The sequence below is a fragment of the Kitasatospora setae KM-6054 genome (assembly GCF_000269985.1).
GTDB lineage: Bacteria > Actinomycetota > Actinomycetes > Streptomycetales > Streptomycetaceae > Kitasatospora > Kitasatospora setae.
This window is the reverse complement of record NC_016109.1, coordinates 7,749,943-7,767,645: the sequence shown is the minus strand read 5'-3', so window position 1 is coordinate 7,767,645 and position 17,703 is coordinate 7,749,943. Positions and strand designations below refer to the sequence as shown.

Genomic DNA, 17,703 nt, shown 5'->3' with positions numbered 1-17,703 from the left:
GCGCATGCGCGTTCGCCCGGGCCGAACACCGCGGGGCCGCCCGGAACGCCGGAATCCCTTCTTCACCTAATCTTCACAGGAAGACCCGGCATGATGGTCGGTAGCCCGGGTACCCGGGGACGGACCGGCCGGAGTCGAGGAAAGGACTGGCATGCGCGTGCCCACTGATGAACTTCTCCTGATCGCCCCCACTGAGGCGCCCTCCGACCACCCGGAGGCGGCCGTCGTATCGCCCCGGACCAGCGACGCCACCACCTGGGACAGCGCAGCCGCCCTCCCGGAGCTCGACCCGGACGTGCTCGCCGACCCGGTGAACGCGACGCCCGCCGACGCCCGCGAAATGACCAAGGTGCTGCTGCGCCGACTGGCCGGGCTGGAGGAGGGCACCCGCGAGTTCAGCTACGTGCGCACCACCCTGATCGAGCTGAACCTGACGCTGGTCCGGTTCGCGATCCGCCGCTTCGGCCACAGCAAGGAGCCGTACGAGGACCTGCTGCAGGTCGGCTCGGTCGGCCTGATCAAGGCGATCGACCGCTTCGACCCGTCGCTCGGCGTCGAGTTCACCACGTACGCGGTGCCCACCATCATCGGTGAGATACGCCGCCACTTCCGGGACACCACCTGGTCCGTGCACGTGCCGCGCCGCCTGCAGGAGCTGCGGCTGGACCTGGCGAAGGCGCAGGACGCGCTGGCCCAGACACTGGACCGCGAGCCGACCGTCGCGGACCTGGCCGAGTACCTCTCGATCTCCGAGGAGGAGGTGATCGAGGGCCTGGCCGCCGCCAACGCGCACACCGCCGGGTCGCTCGACCTGACCTCGCCGGGCGAGGGCGACGGGCAGCAGCCCGCGGAGCGGCTCGGCCGGGTGGACGGCCGGTTCGCGCTGGTGGAGAACCTGGTCGCGCTGAAGCCGCTGATCGCCCAACTCCCGGAGCGGGACCGGCAGATCCTGGCGATGCGGTTCTCCGAGGACCTCACCCAGTCGCAGATCGGCGCCCGGCTCGGCCTGTCCCAGATGCACGTGTCCCGCCTGCTGTCCCGAACCCTCGCCCGGCTCCGCACCGGCCTCGACGCGACGGACTGACCCGACGTACCGGAGCGACGCACCGACGCGACGCACCGGAGCGACGCCCTGACGCGGCGCTCCGGTGCGGCCGCGCCATACGCACCAGCGGGCACCCCGTCTCGACCGCAGCGCCCCCTGGTGCGTATGGTCGAGGCAGACCGGTCGAAGGAACAGGACGAGGATGCCAGCCGAGAACACGCCCGTTGCGCCGCTTGCGGTCGACGTCCGACGCACGCCCTCCCGCGCGGCGGTGTGCGCGCTGGCGGGCGACCTGGACATCGAGACACTGGCCCCTGCCCGGGAAGCGCTCGACCTGCTGGTCGCCGAGCTGCCCCGGGCGCTGATCGTCGACCTGGGGCGGGTCGACTTCTGCGACTCCTCCGGGCTGAACCTGCTGCTCCAGACCCGGATGGCCGCCGCCGACGGCGAGCTCCCCTTCCACCTGGCGGCACTCTCCGGCCCGGTTCGGCACCTGCTCGAACTGACCGGCGCGAAAGCCGTGTTCACCATCCACGAGACGGTGGACGCGGCCCTCGCCGCAGCCGGCTGACCGGTTCTGCCGTACCGCCGCCAGCTGCCTCCACCCGTACCGTCGGCCGCATCGGGCATAATCCGGGCGCGGCCGGGAAACCGAACCGTGAGAGCGACGTGTGAGCCTGTGAGAGCGCCGTCCGAACCGAAGGGAACCCGCACGTGACACCGAGCCGGGGCACCCTGGACGGCGACCGTCCGAACGCCGGGGCGAGCATGCCCCCCGGCGGGCAGCGCCGACGCCTGCGACTGGTGGGCGTCCCGCGCCCGGTGGCCCGGGCCCGGGCGTTCACCGCGGAGGCGCTCGGCGACTGGTCGTGGTCCACGCCGCCCGACCCGGACCTCGCCGAGGACGTCGTCCTGCTGGTCGCCGAACTGGTCGGCAACGCGATGCTGCACGCCGGCGGCCCGCTCGAACTCCTCCTGGACGCGACGCCCGCCCGGCTGCGGATCGAGGTCAGCGACGCGTCCGACGTCCTGCCTGCCCTGCGCACCCCGCACCGTCCCGGCCTGCCCGGCGGGCACGGCCTGTACATCGTGCAGCGCACCGCCGACCGCTGGGGCGCGGACCGGCACGCCCAGGGCAAGTCGATCTGGGCCGAGATCGACGCCGCCCGCCTGCTCGCGTGAACCGCCCGGCCCCCCGGCCGCGCGAAAGCCTGGTTCCCCTGCGCTAGTGCGCCTGTACTAGTGCGCCCGTACACCCGCCGAACGCGGTGCGGGCCGACCCACTCCGGTGGGTCGGCCCGCACCGCGTTCCCGCGCGCCGCGCGTACGCCGTACGCCGGGCCCTCGTCCGTGCTCAGCGGGCACGGGCGGCGGCGTGGACGCGGTTGCGGCGCCGGCGGCGCAGCATGCCGAGCCGCTCCTCCTCGGTGCTACCGCCCCAGACGCCGTAGCGTTCGCGGGTGGCCAGGGCGTGCCGCAGGCAGCGCTCGCGGACGGGGCAGCGGGCGCAGACCGCCTTGGCGGCGCGGTCGCGGTCGTCGTGGGCCTGGCCGCGCTCCCCGGAGGGGTGGAAGAACAACTGGGAGTCGGCGGCGCGGCAGGCCCCGTCGAGCTGCCAGTCCCACTCCTCCTCGCGGGCGCCGGGCAGGCGCGAGATCACGGTCATCGGGTGCTCCTTCCGTCGGACGGTCGGATCAACGGCTGGACGTACGGACATCCGAGCTGATGAGCTGATGTCATGTCCGTCTAACCGCCTTCCGTCGGCCGAAGCACCTGAAGCACCCCGAACCGGCCCCGACTGCCCGACCCGACTGCCCGGCGCCGGCGCCCGAGCCGGTACCCCCGAGGCCCGGGTCAGCCCTCCTCGGGCTCCGGCGGCGAGGAGACCGGGATGGCGAACTCGGGGCCGTCCTCGGGGGTCTTCTCGCTCTCGTCGGGCGGCGGCGAGCCCTCGGCGGTCATCCGGGCCTCGGAAGTCTCGGTCGGCGGCCACTCGTCGGCCGGCGCGTCGTGGTGGGCCCCGTCGTGGGTGTGGTGCGACATCGTGCCTCCCGTGTCTGCGTGTCTCCGTCTCGGCCCCCGTTCTCCATCCTGGCCCCCGGAGCGCGCCGGTGCTCGGCTGGCGGGTTCGGCCGAGACGGGGCACGGTGGACGGGGGAAAGATGTCGTGCACCGCCGTGAGAGGAGAGGCCATGTCGTCGAAGCGCCGCCGCAAGAAGAAGGCCCGCGCGAGGCGTGGAGCGAACCACGGCCGTCGGCCCCAGTGCTGACGGCCGTACGCTCCGCACCCATCGCCGAGCACTGACGACGTCGAAGCGGTCGCCGCACCGGATCCCAGCCCCGGTGCGGCGGCCGCTTCATCGTGTTCCGGCTCACGACCAGTCCGCCCCGCCTCAGCCCGCCCCGCCACCGCCCACCCGCACCGCAGGCTTCGCCCGGGCCCGGGCCGTCGCGGCGAGGCGGATCGGTGACAGGCCGCACGCCCAGACCATGACGGCGCCGAGCAGTCGGGCCAGCGGACGGTCCCAGAGCCGGCGCACCGCCCAGGGGCGGTGGACGCCGAGCGCGCGGCGGGCCCAGGCGGGCAGCAGGCCGATCGCCGCGTTGGTGAGGATCCGGACGGCGAGGCGTTCGCGCCGGGTGCGACCGAAGCCGCGCAGCAGTGCGACGGCCTCCAACGCCTCCGGGCTGGAAGCCAGTTGGCCGCGCACTTCGTCCAGGTAGCGGGCGAGTCCGGCACGCGAGACGGGAACGCCGTCCGCGCCGAGGAGTTGGCCGATCTGGGCGACCTCGGCGAGGTAGTCGTCGCACTGGCGGCCACCCAACCTCCCTTCGCCGGCGAAGACTTGGTAGCCCGCGAGGAAGCAGGCCGCTTCGGCGGTGTGCACCCAGCAGAGCAGGTCGGGATCGTCGGCCCGGTAGGGACGGCCTTCGGCGTCGCGGCCCCGGACGTAGCCGTGGATGCGGCGGACGTCGGCGATCGCGGCCTCGGCGGCGGCGGAGGAGCCGAGCGTGGTGGTGGAGACGAAGCGGGCGGTGCGGTGCAGCCGGCCGACCGGGTCGGTGCGGTAGTCGGAGTGTTCGGCGACGGCGCGCATCGCCACGGGGTGCAGCGACTGGAGCATCAGCGCGGCGAACCCGCCGACCAGCATCCCGGCCGGGTGCCCGTGCACCTGCCACACCACGCTGTCGGCCCCGAACAGCCCGGGGTCGCCGGCCGGGCGGTCGTAGCGTTCCAGGTGCAGATCGGCGCCGTGCACCGTGGAGTTGATCTCCCGGAGCAGTCGGCGCCGGAGCACCTCGGTCGGCCGCCACCGGCCGGCGCCCGGCCGGCTCAGGCCGGTTCCGTCCCGGCCGCTCCCGTCCCGCCCGGTCCCGCCGCTCCCGCTCCCGCGGCCCGCTCCCCGGTCACCGGCGTTCCGCCCGGCCGCCACTCGCCCGTCCGCCATCCTCCACCGCCGTTCCCGGTCCGCCCCGGCCGTGCCACGGCCGCGTTCCGGCCCTCTGCCGCCCAGCCTACGTCGTGGCCGCACGCCTGCGGGAGCGGCCGGGGCGGAGCGGGAACAGGCCCGGCGGCGGACCGGAACGGGGGTGACAGGGGGGCGGTCGGCGGCTACGATCGCCGCGATGACTACTCACGGATTGGAGGTCCCGTCCTTCCGAAGTGTGTGCTGATGCACGACACTTCCCTCCAGGACGAGGACACTCGCCACGACTTCTGGTCGCAGGTCCGGCGCTTCGCCGTCCCCCCGGCCATGATCGAGACCGCCACCGCCCGCCGTGCGCTGGGCGATTGGGGCGGAGCCTGCGCGGCGGCCGGGTGCGATCCCGGCTTCGACCTGCGCACCGTCACCCGCACGTACGGGTCCGAACTGGCCGGCCGACTCCGGGCCGATCTGCGGCACCTGGCCCCCGACCTGCTGCGCTGGCACCTGCCGCGGATCGCACCGGACGGGCTGCTGCGTCCAGGGGTCACGCTGACCCTGGCGCGCTACCCGCGCGACGGCGGCGGGGCGCCGGTGCGGTTGGTGGCCCGTACCGCGCCGGCCTACGCGGCGGCGGGCCAACGCGTCACACTGGCGCTGTGGGACGCCGACGCCCATCCGCCTGGGCCGCCTCCGCCGCACCCCGACCCGCGCTTCCGCCTCGACCTGCACCGCCATCTCTGGGACGCCCGACGCTCCGGTGATCTTGCCGACCGCACAGCACAGTTGACGGACAGCCACATTGCCGAGGCAGCATGGGAGTTCGAGGCCGCCCTGGTGCGCACCGCGGACGGCCTGCCGGACGACGCACCGGTGACGGTACGGCTGGCCCGCCGACGGCACGTCCTGCTCGGCGGGCGAACAGGCCCCGGCTCCGGCAACCGCACCGGCTCCGCGGGCTCCGCCGAGCCAGGCAGGTCCGCCGAGCCAGGCAGGTCCGCCGGGGCCGCCAGGTCCGCCGTCCTGCCGGACGCCGCGACCTGGACGCCGCCCGACCTGCTCCTGCTCCGCGCGGGGCGGATCGGCCCGGACGGGCTGCATCCGCTGGTCGCCGCCGCGCTCGTCCCGGACCCCCCGGGCAGTGCGGCGTCCCGCGCCGCCGGAGTCGAACAGTCGGTCGGTGAAGGAACGTTGACGGTGCGCTGCCGTGGCGACCTGCACCGGATCGCCGTGGTCGACGGGGTACTCGTCCCGCTCGACCACGACCCGGAGCAGGTACGGCGCGAGGAGCTGCTGGCGGCGTTCGGCGGCCCGCCGCTGCCCTGCCTGCGGGCGATCGACCGCGCGCACCGGCAGCCGGAGGACCTGGAGGACATCCGGCAGCGGCTGCTGCACGGCGACCGCACGGGCGTCCTGGCCGCCGTGCGCCGACTGCTCGGCGCGGAGGCCGTCCTGCGCGACGGGCCGCTCGCCGCAGCACTGGAGGCGGACGCCCGGCACCGGCTGGCCCACAGCGTGCACGCGGCCGGGCTCTCCCCCGCCCGCAACCGGTCGGGCAACGCCACCTCCCCCGTCCAGGCACCGGCCGACCTCCGTCCGGACGGCCACCCGTACCGCCCCCGCTCCCGGCGTCCACGCCCCGCGAAGCACCACTCCTTCTGACTCCGCCGGCGCCGTGCGCCCATCTTCCTGACGGCTCCGGCCATACCCACGCGCCACGCCCGCACGCCCACGTGCCGTACCGTGCCGCCCCGAACCGACCCCAGGTGAATCACTCATGACTTCCTCCGCATCCGCATCTCCCCAACTCGCCCTCGCCGACCAGCTGCTGGCGCTCCTACGGGAGTCCGCCACCGAACCCCGCCAGGACCTCCAGATCGAGGCGCTGACCCTCGCCGTCGCCGCCGATCTGCCGGTCCTGCTGTGGGGGGAGCCGGGTATCGGCAAGACCGCAGCGCTGACCCAGCTCGCCGCCGAGCTCGACCTGCCGCTCACCACGGTGATCGCCAGTGTCCACGAGCCGTCCGACTTCTCCGGCCTGCCGGTGATCGGCGACGACCCGGCCGTCCAGGGCGTGCCGCTGGCGCCGCCGGACTGGGCGGTGCGGCTGGTCCGGCAGGGCCGGGGGCTGCTGTTCCTCGACGAGCTGTCCACCGCGCCGCCGGCGGTGCAGGCGGCGCTGCTGCGACTGGTCCTGGAGCGACGTATCGGTTCGCTGCAACTCCCGCCGGGGGTAAGGATCGTGGCGGCCGCCAACCCGCGCGCCTCGGCCGCCGACGGCTGGGAGCTGAGTCCCCCGCTGGCCAACCGCTTCGTCCACCTGGACTGGGTGCACGACGCCCAGGTGGTGGTGCGCGGCCTGGGCGGCGTGTGGCCGCGCGCCGAGCTGCCCCGGCTCGATCCCGAACGGCTTTCCGCCGCAGTCGAGTTCGCCCGGCGGGCGGTGTGCGGACTGCTGACCGTCCGGCCCGAGCTGACCCACCGCCTGCCGTCCGCCGAGGCCAGGCGCGGCAAGGCATGGCCGTCGCCGCGCAGTTGGGAGATGACGATGCGGCTGCTCGCGTTCGGATCGGCGGCCGGCTCCTCCCGGGAGGTGCTGTCGCTGCTGGTGCGCGGCACCGTCGGCGACGGCCCGGGGCTCGAACTGCTCGCCGCCATGGACCGGATGGACCTGCCCGACCCGGAGAGCCTGCTCGCCGCCCCGGCCGCCGCCGTCCTGCCCGCCCGCGGCGACCTCCGGCAGGCCGTCCTGGACGGGGTGGTGGCCGCCGTCCGCTCCCGTCCGACGCTCGAACGCTGGGACTCCGCCTGGGCGTTGATGGCCAGGGCGCTGGAGAGCTGCCCGCCCGACGTGCTGGTGGTACCGGTGAGCACGCTCGCCTCGCTGCGCCAGGACGACTGGGAGGTACCGGAGTTGATCAACCGTTTCGCGAGTGCGATGCGGATCTCCCGCCGGGCGGAGCGCTCCGCCGCTCTCACCTCCGCCGGGGCGGGGCGCCGGTGAGCACGTCCGCCCGGACGGCGCGGGCCGCGAACACCGGCCACGCAGCACGTCCCGCTGAAGCCGGTCAGGCAACACGTCCCGGGCACGCCGGGAGAGCGCGTCCCCTGGACACCGAGAAGCTGTTCGCGGCCCGGCTGCGGGCGGCGCGGGCCCGCCCGTACCTGGCGACGGCGCTGTTCGCGATGCACGTGGTGGAGTCGTCGCGGGTGCCGACCATGGCGGTCGACCGGCAGTGGCGGTGCTACGTCTCACCGGCCTTCGTCGACCGCACCCCCGAGGAGGAGTTGGCGTCGGTCTGGGTGCACGAGGTCTCGCACCTGCTGCGCGACCACGCCCGGCGCGGCGACCTGGCGATGCGCGCGCTCGACCTCGACGGGCCCGGCGACCGGCTGCGGATCAACCTGGCGGCGGACTGCGAGATCAACGACGACGCGTTCGGCGACGGCCTGGTCGAACCGGCCGGCGCGATCTACCCGAAGACCCTCCACCTGGAAGACGGCCAACTGATGGAGGACTACCTGCGGCAGTTCTCCCTCGGCACCCGGTACCAGCACCTGGTGTGGCTGGAGTGCGGCAGCGGCGCGGACGGCCTCGAACGGGAGTGGGAGTTCGGCCCGGACGGCCCCGACGGCGGGCACGGCCTGAGCGACCAGGAGCGCGACCTGGTCCGCTTCCGGGTCGCCCAGGGCATCCTGGGCAACCCCGGCCGGGCGCCCGCCGGTTGGCGGCGCTGGGCCGAGGAGGCGTTCCACCCGCCGCAGCCGTGGCGGCAGTTGCTCGGTGCGGCGATCCGCTCCACGCTGGCCGCGGCGGGCGCCGGCGAGGACTACAGCCACGGCCGCCCGGCCCGCCGTTCGAGCAGCCTGCCCGGCATCGTCCTGCCCTCGCTGCGCCGCCGCCCGCCCCGGGTCACGGTGGTCGTCGACACCTCCGGATCGGTCAGCGACAGCGAGTTGGGCACGGCCCTGCTGGAGACCGCGGCGATCCTGCACGCGGCGGGCGGGCGGCGCGAGTCGGTCTCGGTGCTCTCCTGCGACGCCGCGGCCCGGGCCGTCCGGCAGGCCGCCGACGGGAGCGGCTGGGCACTGATCGGTGGCGGCGGCACCGACCTCCGCACCGGTTTCGCCACCGCCCTGAAACGGCGCCCCGCCCCGGACGTCATCGTCGCCCTGACCGACGGCCAGACCCCCTGGCCGAGCACCCCGCCACCCTGCCGGACCGTCATCGGCCTGTTCCCCCGTCGATTCCCGCGCACCCGCTGGAACATGGAGGGCGACCCCGACGACGTACCCGACGGCCCACCGGACTGGGCGAAGGTGGTCACTCTGGGCTGACCGCGGAGCCGCGGCACGGAAATTCCGGCAACCAGCCTACGGGAAAAGGGCATTCGGGCCGTCCGGCTGCCCGACCGTCCGTCCGCCCGTCAGTCGAGCACGGAGGCTTCGTCGTCGCTCTGCGCCCGGTAGAGGGTCACGATCTGGCCGAGGGCGTCGATCGTGACCGGTCCGTCGATCCTCAGCCAGGCCAGTTCCGGCAGGTCCTCGGTGCGGTCGAGTCGGCCGACGGCCTCCTCGGGCCAGGGTGCCGGCAGCGCCGGCAGGTGGGTGAGGGAGATCCGGTCGATGAAGACGGGTGTCAGGCCGTGCTCCCACGGCTCGACCGCGTAGGGGTGGGACAGCGAGATCACCACGTCGGGCTTGGACGGCCCCTCCCGCAGCCACACGTCCAGCGAGTTCTCCTTGGGGTCCTCCTGGGACTCGTCCAGGGAGACGCGTTGGAGGGAGTAGTCACCGCAGGACGCCAACACCCGCGCGGCGTTCAGGCACCGGTTCCTGAAGGCGTCGGCCGGCCTGACCCTCCCGACCGCACCGGCTGGCCCGTCCGCTCCGTGTTCGTCTGCCATGGGGCCAGACTACGTCGAACGGGACGGCCACCGGCGCGTTATGCGGAGGTCGGCTCCGCCATCGCCCCACCCCCGTGCCGCCCCCATCCCGATGCCCGGCCGCGGCCCCCGCCCGCTCGGTGTGCGGGGGCCGCGGCCGGGGCGTCCGACGGCGGCCACGCTCCTCCGCCGGACGCCGCCCCGGTCAGGCCGGGGTGGCTTCGGCGGATCCGGACGCGGCCCCGGGCGCGGATGCGGCCCCGGCCCCGGCGCCGGTACCGGGTGCCGACGTGCGGCGCGACCGGCGGCTGCGCCGCCGGGGCTGGTCGGGCAGCCAGCCGAAGGCGACGCTGCTGCCGATCAGGCCGAGCAGGAGGCCGATGAAGAAGCCGCCGAGGTTGGAGGTGATCCAGCTGCCCAGGGTCGCGAGGGCGGCGAGGACGGAGTAGAAGACCCGCTGGACGGGGTGGAAGATCAGCAGCAGGCCGCAGAGCACCATCAGGGCGGGGATGACGTAGCCGGCCAGGCCGAGCATGCCGATGCGGATGACCATGCGCATCGGGGCCTTCTCGGTGAACAGGATCTCGGCACCGGCCAGGACGACCAGCAGGCCGCCCCAGAAGGGCCGCCGCCCGCGCCAGCCGGCGAACCCCCGCGGGGCGGACGGGTCGGCCGGGGTCACCGCGACGGCTTCGGCCGTGTCACCGCTGCCGCCGTCGTCGGCGGGCCGGGCGGCCGTGGGGTCCGCCGCCCGGTCCGGTGCCGGTCCGGGTTCAGCAGCCATCGGCGCTGAAGCTGAGGTGCATGTTGGGCAGGCGGAAGGTGCCGGCGGTGGTGGCGTAGTTCTGCTGCCGGAAGTGGTCGACGGCCACGGTGTCGCCCTGCTGGCCGAACATTCCGGGCGGGCCGGCCACGCCGCCCTTGTCGAAGGTGCTGGCGTCGCGGCCGACTTCGAGGCCCTGGAACTCGGCGTCACCGCTCATCAGGTCGGAGTCGGTGGTGAGGTTGTCGGCGGTGACGGGGGTGCCCTTGTCGCCGGCGGTGATCAGCAGGTTGATGCCGCCCAGGTTGACGCTCTGGCAGAGCTTGGTGAGCGAGGCCTTCTTGACCACGGTCTGGATCAGGAACAGCTGGCCGCCGGTGTCACCGGCGTTCGGGCTGTTCTCGATCATGTTGTCGAGGGTGCCGAACTGCTCGAACCCGGAGCCGTCCAGCTTGTCGGCGGTGACCTCGAAGGCCATACCGGAGATGGCGAACTGGGTGGCGAGGACGTTCTGCGCGGTCAGGGTCACGAGGACGCCCGCGGTGACGCAGGCCGGTATCGCCATCAGCGCGGCGCGGCGCAGTCGCACCCGGCCGCGCCCGGTCGGGGTGGCGGCGGATTGTTCTGCGGAGGGTGCCATGGAGAGCTCCAGAGGGTCGGGTGGGGGATCCGCAGCTCGCCGGGGTGAGCACCTGGCGTGGTGGGTCGATCGCGGCAACTTCGGCGACTCGCAGTGCAGTTGACGATCTTTCTCACAACCGGCGGGCTGACTGGAAGTTACCCCGGGGTACATGGCCGGTCAATACTTCGCGCACCCGGTCGAAATTCCGAAACTCCAGTCAACTCCTGTGACTCATGCGGCAGTTGTCGACCAGTGTCGAGTCAACTCCACTCACTTCTCTTCCAACTTCCGCGCGCTGCCTTGACGTTGATGCGGAACGCCACCTAGAACTTGGCGAGTACCCGGCGGTAACCACGGCCCACGACCGTGCCCACCGGGTCCTTCTCGCTCCGGGCCCGACAACGCACCGCCGGCACACGGCACCACTGGTACGCGGGACACCACCGGTACGCGGCACGCCTCAGGCAGGGCGTGCCCTCCGGCCCGGCGAACCGCTCCGGCGCGACGGTGACAGTCGTGCGCCCCGGCCCGGCCGCTCGTGGCGTCGAGCACCCGGCCCGGTCCCACCAAGGCCCACCAGCCTCGTCCCACCCTGCCCTCGCGCTCCACCCTGCCCTCGCTCCGGCCCACCCCCGCCGTCAGGAGTCCCTCCGCCATGCGCACCGACAGCACCAGCACGTCCACAGCGGCCACCACCACAGCCGCCGCCCCGCGCCCGCACCGGCTGCGCCGCCTGCTGCCGCCCGCCGCCGTCGCGGCCTGCGCCGCACTGCTGGCCGGCGTCGCCCCGGCCACCGCCGCGCCCGCCGCCGCCGCGGCGCCGGGCGCGCCGTACACCGGCATGGGCAACTGTCCGGTCGCGGCGCCCGCGATGCACGATCCGAGCAACCTCCAGGTCGGCTGCCTGGTGTCGGTGACCAACGCCGGGAAGTTCACCCTCGGCAACACGGTGGTGCCGTTCAACTCGCCGATCACGCTGCAGTTCGGCTTCTACTGGGACAAGTCGGCACCCGAGGTCTCGTTCCCGGACGGCAGCACCGCCAACCAGTACACCGTGGTGCCGCCGACCAGCGCCCCACTGCTCAGCGCGCCGATGGTGCAGATCAACATCCCGGGCATCCAGAACTACCTGCCCGGCATCACCAGCGTCTTCGCCCAGGTCGAACTCGCGGGCCCGGTCACGAAGTTCACCCCACTGGCGACCGGTGAGCCGTACCCGGTGTTCCAGCTGCCGATCAAACTGCACCTGTACAACGCGCTGTTCGGCGCGCACTGCTACGTCGGCTCCGACGCCGCGCCGCTGCTGCTCAAGCCGACCACCGGTTCGACCGCCCCCGCCGGATCCACTCCGCCGATGACCGGCGACCCGGGCACCATCGGCTACGACCCGGACCCCAACGGGCACAACGCGCTGGTCATTTCGGAGACCAACGCGTCGCTGGTGGACAACACCTTCGCGGTGCCGGGCGCCAACGGGTGCGGCCTGCTCGGCTCGTTGAACCAGATCATCAACTGGACCATGGGCCTGCCCGCCGCCCCCGGCAAGGACTCGGTGAGCTTCCAGCAGACCAACGCGTCCTTCGTCCTGGACACCGACATCGCCGACCTCACCGCCGCGTTGGGCGACAGCACCGCGCACTGAGCGACCGCGCGCCGCACCGATCCGCCCCGCACCGATCCGCCCCGCGCCGACTCCGTCCCCCAGCAAGGGAGTCGGCGCGGGAGACCCCCACCTGCCCGTGCCACCCGTCCCCAGCGCGGGAACGGCACGCGCTCCGGCCAGCGACGCCGGGGCAGCTCCGTCCGCTCCGCCCCACCCATCGGAAGGAACCCTCATGCGCAACCGCACCTTCGCCGGCATCGCCGCCCTCGCCGCCGCCGGCGCCCTGCTCGTCCTCCCGGCCGTCCCGGCGGGTGCCGCCGTCTCCGCCACCCCGGTGCTGACCGTCGGCACCACCCCGGTCGCGGTCGGCGACTCGCTGTCGGCGAACCTGGTCAGCGGCACCTTCGCGACCATGTACAACCCGGGCACCACCACCGGCGTCAAGTGCTCCGTCTCCACCATCGGCGGCAGCGTCAACAGCAACCCGACCGCCACCGGCTCCGCCACCGCGTCCGGCCCGGTCAACGTCCTGACCTTCTCCGGCTGCACCTCCAACGTGGTCGGTGTCAGCGGCGTGAACAGCCTGACGATGAGCAACCTGCCCTACACCCTGAGCATTTCGGACTCCGCCGGGTTCCCGGTCACCCTCACCGGGTCCATCCAGGCCGTCGTCAACCTGAAGACCCTGGCCGGCAACGCCCTGTGCACCTACTCCTCGCCCACCGGCACCCTGAACGGCAACGCCACCAACACCCCGCCGCAGATCAACATGGTCAACCAGGGCTTCACCAAGCTGTCCGGCCCGAGCATCTGCTTCGCCAGCATCAACTTCTCGGCCTCCTACGGCCCGGTCACCGACACCACCCTGGGCGGCGCGGTCACCGTCAACTGACGCCGGCACCAAACCCGTTCGGACGCCGCACCCACCTCTCGGGCGCGGCGTCCGGCACGTCCGCCCCCCAGGAACCGACAGAGCAGAGAACCAACGAACCGTCAGTTCCCTTCCTTCTCAGCTTTGTTCGTCGTGCGCGCCCGCACGTGCACCCGCTCCCCCTGCGGGCCGAACAGGCTGAGGAACTCCACCGGCACCCGGCCCGCGTTGGCGAACAGGTGCGGCGTCCGGGTGTCGAACTCCGCGGCCTCGCCCGCCTTCAGCACCACGTCGTGCTCGCCCAGTTTCAGCAACAGCTCGCCGGAGAGCACGTACAGCCACTCGTGGCCCTCGTGCGTGCGCTGCTCGCAGTTCTCCCGGCCGCCGCCGGGCGGGACGACGATCTTGTACGCCTGCATGCCGCCGAGGCTGCGGGCCAGCGGCAGGTACGTCCAGCCGTGCCGGACGAACGGGCGCAGCCGCACCCGGGGGTCGCCGGTCGGCGGGGCGTCGACCAGTTCGTCCAGGGCCACGCCGTGCGCGCGGGCCAGCGGCAGCAGCAGTTCCAGGGTCGGCCGCCGCCCTCCGGACTCCAGCCGGGAGAGCGTGCTGACCGAGATGCCGGTCTGCTCGCTGAGCTGCGCCAACGTGGTGCCGTGCTGCTGGCGGATCGCCCGCAGCCGGGGGCCGACGCCGGTCAGCACCGCCTCGAAGTCCTCGCCCATCGCCGTGTCCCTCTCCGCTCCGTCCGACCCCGGTCCCGCCCGCCCCCTCCATTTGCCACCTCAGCAACATTGTTTGTCAATCCGGCGAACCCGCCGCACCATCGGAGCATGACCACGACGCACCAGCACGAGCCCCCGCACGAGCAGCCGAACCGCCACCAGCACCCGCACCCGCACCCGCACTCAACCCGTCACCACGACGTCCTGGTCGTCGGGGGCGGCGCCGCCGGACTCAGCGGCGCCCTGACCCTGGCCCGGGCCCGCCGCTCCGTCCTGGTGGTCGACTCCGGCGAGCCGCGCAACGCGCCCGCCGCGGGCATCCACGGCCTGCTCGGCCGCGAGGGCCTGCCGCCCGCCGAGCTGGTCGCCCTGGGTCGGGCCGAAGTCGCCTCGTACGGTGGCGAGTTCCACGACGCCGAGGTGCGGTCGGTGGGCCGCGAGGCGGACGGCGGCTTCCGCGCCGAGCTGTCGGACGGCACGGTCGTGCACGCCCGCCGGCTGCTGCTGACCACCGGCACCACCGACCTGCTGCCCGAAGTGCCCGGCCTGGCCGAGCGCTGGGGCCGCCAGGTGGTGCACTGCCCGTACTGCCACGGCTGGGAGGTCCGCGACCGGAAGATCGCCGTCCTGGCCACCAACCCGCTGGTCGCCGTGCACCAGGCGCTGCTGTGGCGGCAGTGGAGCGCCGACGTCACGCTGCTCGCGCACACCAGCGCGCCGTTCGACGAGCGGCAGCGGCGCGAGCTGGCCGCCCGCAGCGTGACCGTGGTGGCGGGCGAGGTGGCCGCGCTGCTGCCGGAGGAGGACGGTGCCGAGCTGACCGGCGTGCGGCTGGCCGACGGCACCGAGGTGGCGTGCGAGGTGCTGGCGGTCGGCACCGAGATGGCGGCGACCGCGCCGTTCCTGGCCGAGCTGGGCCTGGAGGCCACCGACCTGGTGCGCGAGGGCGTCCGGTTCGCGACCCGGCTGGCCACCACCGACCCGACGGGCGCGACCGGCGTCCCCGGGGTCTGGGCGGCCGGCAACCTGACCGACCCCGCCGGGCAGGTGGCGGTCGCCGCCGCGGACGGCCTGCGCGCCGCCGCCGCGATCAACGCCGACCTGGCCGCCGAGGAGACCCGGCTGGCCGTCGACGCGGTCGAGTTCTGGGAGAAGCGGTACGGCGAGAGCGAGCAGATCTGGAGCGGCCGCCCGAACGCCTCGCTGACCGTGCAGGCCGCCGACCTGGAGCCCGGCCGGGCGCTCGACCTGGGCTGTGGCGAGGGCGGGGACGCGCTCTGGCTGGCCGGGCGGGGCTGGCGGGTCACCGCCGTCGACATCTCGCAGGTCGCGCTGGAGCGGGCCGCCGCCCGGGCCGCCGTCGAGGGCGTCGGCGACCGGGTCGACTGGCAGCGCGTCGACCTGGCGCACGCCTTCCCGTCCGGCACGTACGACCTGGTCTCGGCGCAGTTCCTCCACTCGCCTGCCGAATTCCCGCGCGAGCGGGTGCTGCGCCGGGCCGCCGCGGCCGTCGCCCCCGGCGGGACCCTGCTGATCACCAGCCACGCCGCGTCCCCGGTCAAGCACGACCACCCGCACCCCGACATGCACTTCCCCACCCCCGAGGAGATGCTCGCCGGGCTGCGGCTCGACCCGGCTCACTGGACGGTCGAGCTCGCCGAGGAGCACGCCCGGCACGACCACCCCGACCACCCGGTCACCGACCCGGACGCCCGCCCGCACCGCGACTCCACCCTCCGCCTGCGCCGCACCGCCTGACCGCCGGGCACCGCAGGCCGCAGACCGCAGGCACAGCGGACTGGGAACTGAGTCCCCCCTCACACCGCCACGGGAGTGGATCGATGGCACGGAGTGTGGTCTAGTGGGGGTACTCAGTTCCCTCCCGCGTGAAAGGACAAGGTCGCTGTGAGCTTGCGGATCGTTGTCTGTGTGAAGTACGTGCCCGACGCGACCGGTGACCGTCGCTTCGCGGACGATGCCACCACCGACCGGGAGGGCGTGGACGGCCTCCTGTCGGAGCTGGACGAGTACGGCGTCGAGCAGGCGCTGCGGATCGCCGCGGCCCACGAGGGCGCCGAGGTGACCGTCCTGACGGTGGGCCCGGACGACGCCAAGGACGCGCTGCGCAAGGCGCTGTCGATGGGCGCGGACAAGGCCGTGCACGTCAACGACGACGACATCCACGGCACCGACGCGCTCGGCACCTCCGCGATCCTGGCCGCCGCGCTGGAGAGGACCGGCTACGACCTGGTCGTGTGCGGCATGGCCTCCACCGACGGCGTGATGGGCGTGCTGCCCGCGCTGCTGGCCGAGCGCCTGGGCGTCCCGCAGGCCACCCTGCTCTCCGAGGTCACCGTCGAGGACGGCCAGGTCAAGGGCCGGCGCGACGGCGACGCGGCCTCCGAGACCCTCCAGGCCCCGCTGCCCGCCGTCGTCTCGGTCACCGACCAGTCCGGCGAGGCCCGCTACCCCTCCTTCAAGGGCATCATGGCCGCCAAGAAGAAGCCCGTGCAGTCCCTGGACCTCGACGACCTGGGCATCGACGCCGACACCGTCGGCCTCGCCGGCGCCTGGACCAGGGTCCAGGACGTCACCGCCCGCCCCGCCCGCACCCGGGGCGTCATCGTCACCGACCAGGGCGAGGGCGGCAAGCAGCTCGCCGCCTACCTCACCGAGCAGAAGTTCATCTGACCGGCCGCCGGGAACACAGGAATACGGAGCACCCCACCATGAGCGAGATCCTGGTCCTCGTCGACCACGCCGACGGCGCCGCCCGCAAGCCCGCCCTCGAACTGCTCACCCTCGCCCGCCGCCTGGGCACCCCCGCCGCCGTGGTCCTCGGCGCCGGCCCCGCCGCCGCCGACATCGCCGCCAAGGCCGCCGAATACGGCGCCGCCACCGTCCACACCGCCGACGCCGACGAGTTCGCCACCCACTCCGTCGTCCCCAAGGTCGACGCCCTCACCCAGATCGCCCAGGCCACCGGCGCCACCGCCGTCCTGCTCACCTCCTCCGGCGAGAACAAGGAGGTCGCCGCCCGCACCGCCCTGCGCCTGGGCTCCGGCCTGATCACCGACGCCGTCGACCTCGAACCCGGCGAGAACGGCCCCGTCGCCACCCAGTCGGTGTTCGCCGCGTCCTACCAGGTCAAGTCGACCGTCACCACCGGCACCCCGGTCATCACCGTCAAGCCCAACAGCACCGCCCCCCAGCCCGCCCCCGCCGCCGGCACCCTCCAGCGGGCCACCGTCGCCTTCACCGGCAACGCCGCCACCGTCACCGCCCGCACCCCCCGCGTCGCCACCGGCCGCCCCGAACTCACCGAGGCCGCCATCGTCGTCTCCGGCGGCCGCGGCGTCGGCGCCGCCGACGGCTTCACCGTCGTCGAACACCTCGCCGACGCCCTCGGCGCCGCCGTCGGCGCCTCCCGCGCCGCCGTCGACGCCGGCTGGTACCCCCACAGCAGCCAGGTCGGCCAGACCGGCAAGCAGGTCTCCCCCCAGCTCTACGTCGCCGCCGGCATCTCCGGCGCCATCCAGCACCGCGCCGGCATGCAGACCAGCAAGACCATCGTCGCCGTCAACAAGGACCCCGAAGCCCCCATCTTCGAACTCGTCGACTACGGCGTCGTCGGAGACCTCTTCAACGTCCTGCCCCAACTCACCGACGAGGTGAAGGCGGGCTGACCCCCTCCGCTCCCCCGCCGAGGACGCGACCACCCCGGTCGCGCCCTCGCGCGTTCCTCCAGACCTCTTCCACTCCC

The 17,703-nt window shown here is 74.0% G+C and carries 18 protein-coding genes; 11 read left to right on the top strand and 7 right to left on the bottom strand.

Going from position 1 to position 17,703, the window contains the following annotated elements:
• The first annotated feature begins 151 nt into the window (after positions 1–151).
• The 3 genes from KSE_RS34085 to KSE_RS34075 all read left to right on the top strand — a co-directional run bounded on the left by KSE_RS34085 (position 152) and on the right by KSE_RS34075 (position 2,227).
• Positions 152–1,084 (top strand): RNA polymerase sigma factor SigF, encoded by a 933-nt coding sequence (locus tag KSE_RS34085; protein WP_014139943.1) that lies wholly within the window; start codon positions 152–154, stop codon positions 1,082–1,084.
• Between the two features lie 163 nt (positions 1,085–1,247).
• Complete coding sequence (locus tag KSE_RS34080; protein WP_014139942.1) at positions 1,248–1,616, top strand: STAS domain-containing protein; 369 nt, start codon at positions 1,248–1,250, stop codon at positions 1,614–1,616.
• 143 nt (positions 1,617–1,759) lie between these two features.
• On the top strand, positions 1,760–2,227 hold the full coding sequence (locus tag KSE_RS34075) for an ATP-binding protein (RefSeq protein ID WP_014139941.1): 468 nt from the start codon (positions 1,760–1,762) through the stop codon (positions 2,225–2,227).
• 172 nt (positions 2,228–2,399) lie between these two features.
• On the opposite strand, the gene KSE_RS34070 is transcribed toward KSE_RS34075, so the two are convergent.
• The 3 genes from KSE_RS34070 to KSE_RS34060 all read right to left on the bottom strand — a co-directional run bounded on the left by KSE_RS34070 (position 2,400) and on the right by KSE_RS34060 (position 4,344).
• Positions 2,400–2,711 carry a WhiB family transcriptional regulator gene (locus KSE_RS34070; RefSeq protein ID WP_014139940.1) on the bottom strand — a complete coding sequence of 104 codons (312 nt, stop codon included), beginning with the start codon at positions 2,709–2,711 and terminating at the stop codon, positions 2,400–2,402.
• Positions 2,712–2,899: 188 nt separating this feature from the next.
• Positions 2,900–3,088, bottom strand: a complete 189-nt coding sequence (locus KSE_RS34065; RefSeq protein ID WP_014139939.1) for a hypothetical protein — start codon at positions 3,086–3,088, stop codon at positions 2,900–2,902.
• 350 nt (positions 3,089–3,438) lie between these two features.
• Entirely contained in the window at positions 3,439–4,344 is a 906-nt protein-coding gene (locus KSE_RS34060) for an oxygenase MpaB family protein (protein WP_014139938.1), read from the bottom strand.
• 375 nt (positions 4,345–4,719) lie between these two features.
• Between KSE_RS34060 and KSE_RS34055 the strand changes: the two genes are divergently transcribed.
• The 3 genes from KSE_RS34055 (at position 4,720) to KSE_RS34045 (ending at position 8,808) form a co-directional block, all read left to right on the top strand.
• The gene (locus tag KSE_RS34055) at positions 4,720–6,132 is read left to right on the top strand and encodes a hypothetical protein (protein ID WP_051056039.1); all 1,413 of its coding nucleotides are present in this window, start codon (positions 4,720–4,722) and stop codon (positions 6,130–6,132) included.
• Positions 6,133–6,247: 115 nt separating this feature from the next.
• Positions 6,248–7,474, top strand: coding sequence for an AAA family ATPase (locus tag KSE_RS34050; protein ID WP_014139936.1), 1,227 nt, complete (start codon positions 6,248–6,250; stop codon positions 7,472–7,474).
• Between the two features lie 104 nt (positions 7,475–7,578).
• Positions 7,579–8,808: a vWA domain-containing protein gene (locus KSE_RS34045; protein WP_033259350.1), complete on the top strand. Its 1,230-nt coding sequence runs from the start codon at positions 7,579–7,581 to the stop codon at positions 8,806–8,808.
• A gap of 89 nt (positions 8,809–8,897) precedes the next feature.
• On the opposite strand, the gene KSE_RS34040 is transcribed toward KSE_RS34045, so the two are convergent.
• The 3 genes from KSE_RS34040 to KSE_RS34030 form a co-directional block, all read right to left on the bottom strand.
• Positions 8,898–9,377, bottom strand: a complete 480-nt coding sequence (locus tag KSE_RS34040; RefSeq protein WP_014139934.1) for a hypothetical protein — start codon at positions 9,375–9,377, stop codon at positions 8,898–8,900.
• Positions 9,378–9,561: 184 nt separating this feature from the next.
• Positions 9,562–10,038: a DUF6114 domain-containing protein gene (locus tag KSE_RS34035; protein ID WP_081539936.1), complete on the bottom strand. Its 477-nt coding sequence runs from the start codon at positions 10,036–10,038 to the stop codon at positions 9,562–9,564.
• A gap of 91 nt (positions 10,039–10,129) precedes the next feature.
• The gene (locus KSE_RS34030) at positions 10,130–10,759 is read right to left on the bottom strand and encodes a DUF6230 family protein (protein ID WP_014139932.1); all 630 of its coding nucleotides are present in this window, start codon (positions 10,757–10,759) and stop codon (positions 10,130–10,132) included.
• 637 nt (positions 10,760–11,396) lie between these two features.
• Here KSE_RS34030 and KSE_RS34025 point away from each other — a divergent pair.
• Both KSE_RS34025 and KSE_RS34020 read left to right on the top strand, forming a co-directional pair.
• A complete protein-coding gene (locus KSE_RS34025) occupies positions 11,397–12,383 on the top strand; it encodes a hypothetical protein (RefSeq protein WP_014139931.1) in 987 nt (328 codons plus the stop codon).
• Between the two features lie 193 nt (positions 12,384–12,576).
• On the top strand, positions 12,577–13,236 hold the full coding sequence (locus KSE_RS34020) for a hypothetical protein (RefSeq protein WP_014139930.1): 660 nt from the start codon (positions 12,577–12,579) through the stop codon (positions 13,234–13,236).
• A gap of 101 nt (positions 13,237–13,337) precedes the next feature.
• On the opposite strand, the gene KSE_RS34015 is transcribed toward KSE_RS34020, so the two are convergent.
• Complete coding sequence (locus KSE_RS34015; RefSeq protein ID WP_014139929.1) at positions 13,338–13,940, bottom strand: helix-turn-helix domain-containing protein; 603 nt, start codon at positions 13,938–13,940, stop codon at positions 13,338–13,340.
• A 108-nt stretch (positions 13,941–14,048) separates the two neighbouring features.
• Here KSE_RS34015 and KSE_RS34010 point away from each other — a divergent pair, with 108 nt between their 5' ends.
• From KSE_RS34010 to KSE_RS34000, 3 genes are all read left to right on the top strand, one after another.
• On the top strand, positions 14,049–15,698 hold the full coding sequence (locus KSE_RS34010) for an FAD-dependent oxidoreductase (protein ID WP_014139928.1): 1,650 nt from the start codon (positions 14,049–14,051) through the stop codon (positions 15,696–15,698).
• A gap of 147 nt (positions 15,699–15,845) precedes the next feature.
• Positions 15,846–16,631, top strand: coding sequence for an electron transfer flavoprotein subunit beta/FixA family protein (locus KSE_RS34005; protein WP_014134838.1), 786 nt, complete (start codon positions 15,846–15,848; stop codon positions 16,629–16,631).
• A gap of 38 nt (positions 16,632–16,669) precedes the next feature.
• The gene (locus tag KSE_RS34000; protein WP_014139927.1) at positions 16,670–17,626 is read left to right on the top strand and encodes an electron transfer flavoprotein subunit alpha/FixB family protein; all 957 of its coding nucleotides are present in this window, start codon (positions 16,670–16,672) and stop codon (positions 17,624–17,626) included.
• The last annotated feature ends 77 nt before the right edge of the window (positions 17,627–17,703 follow it).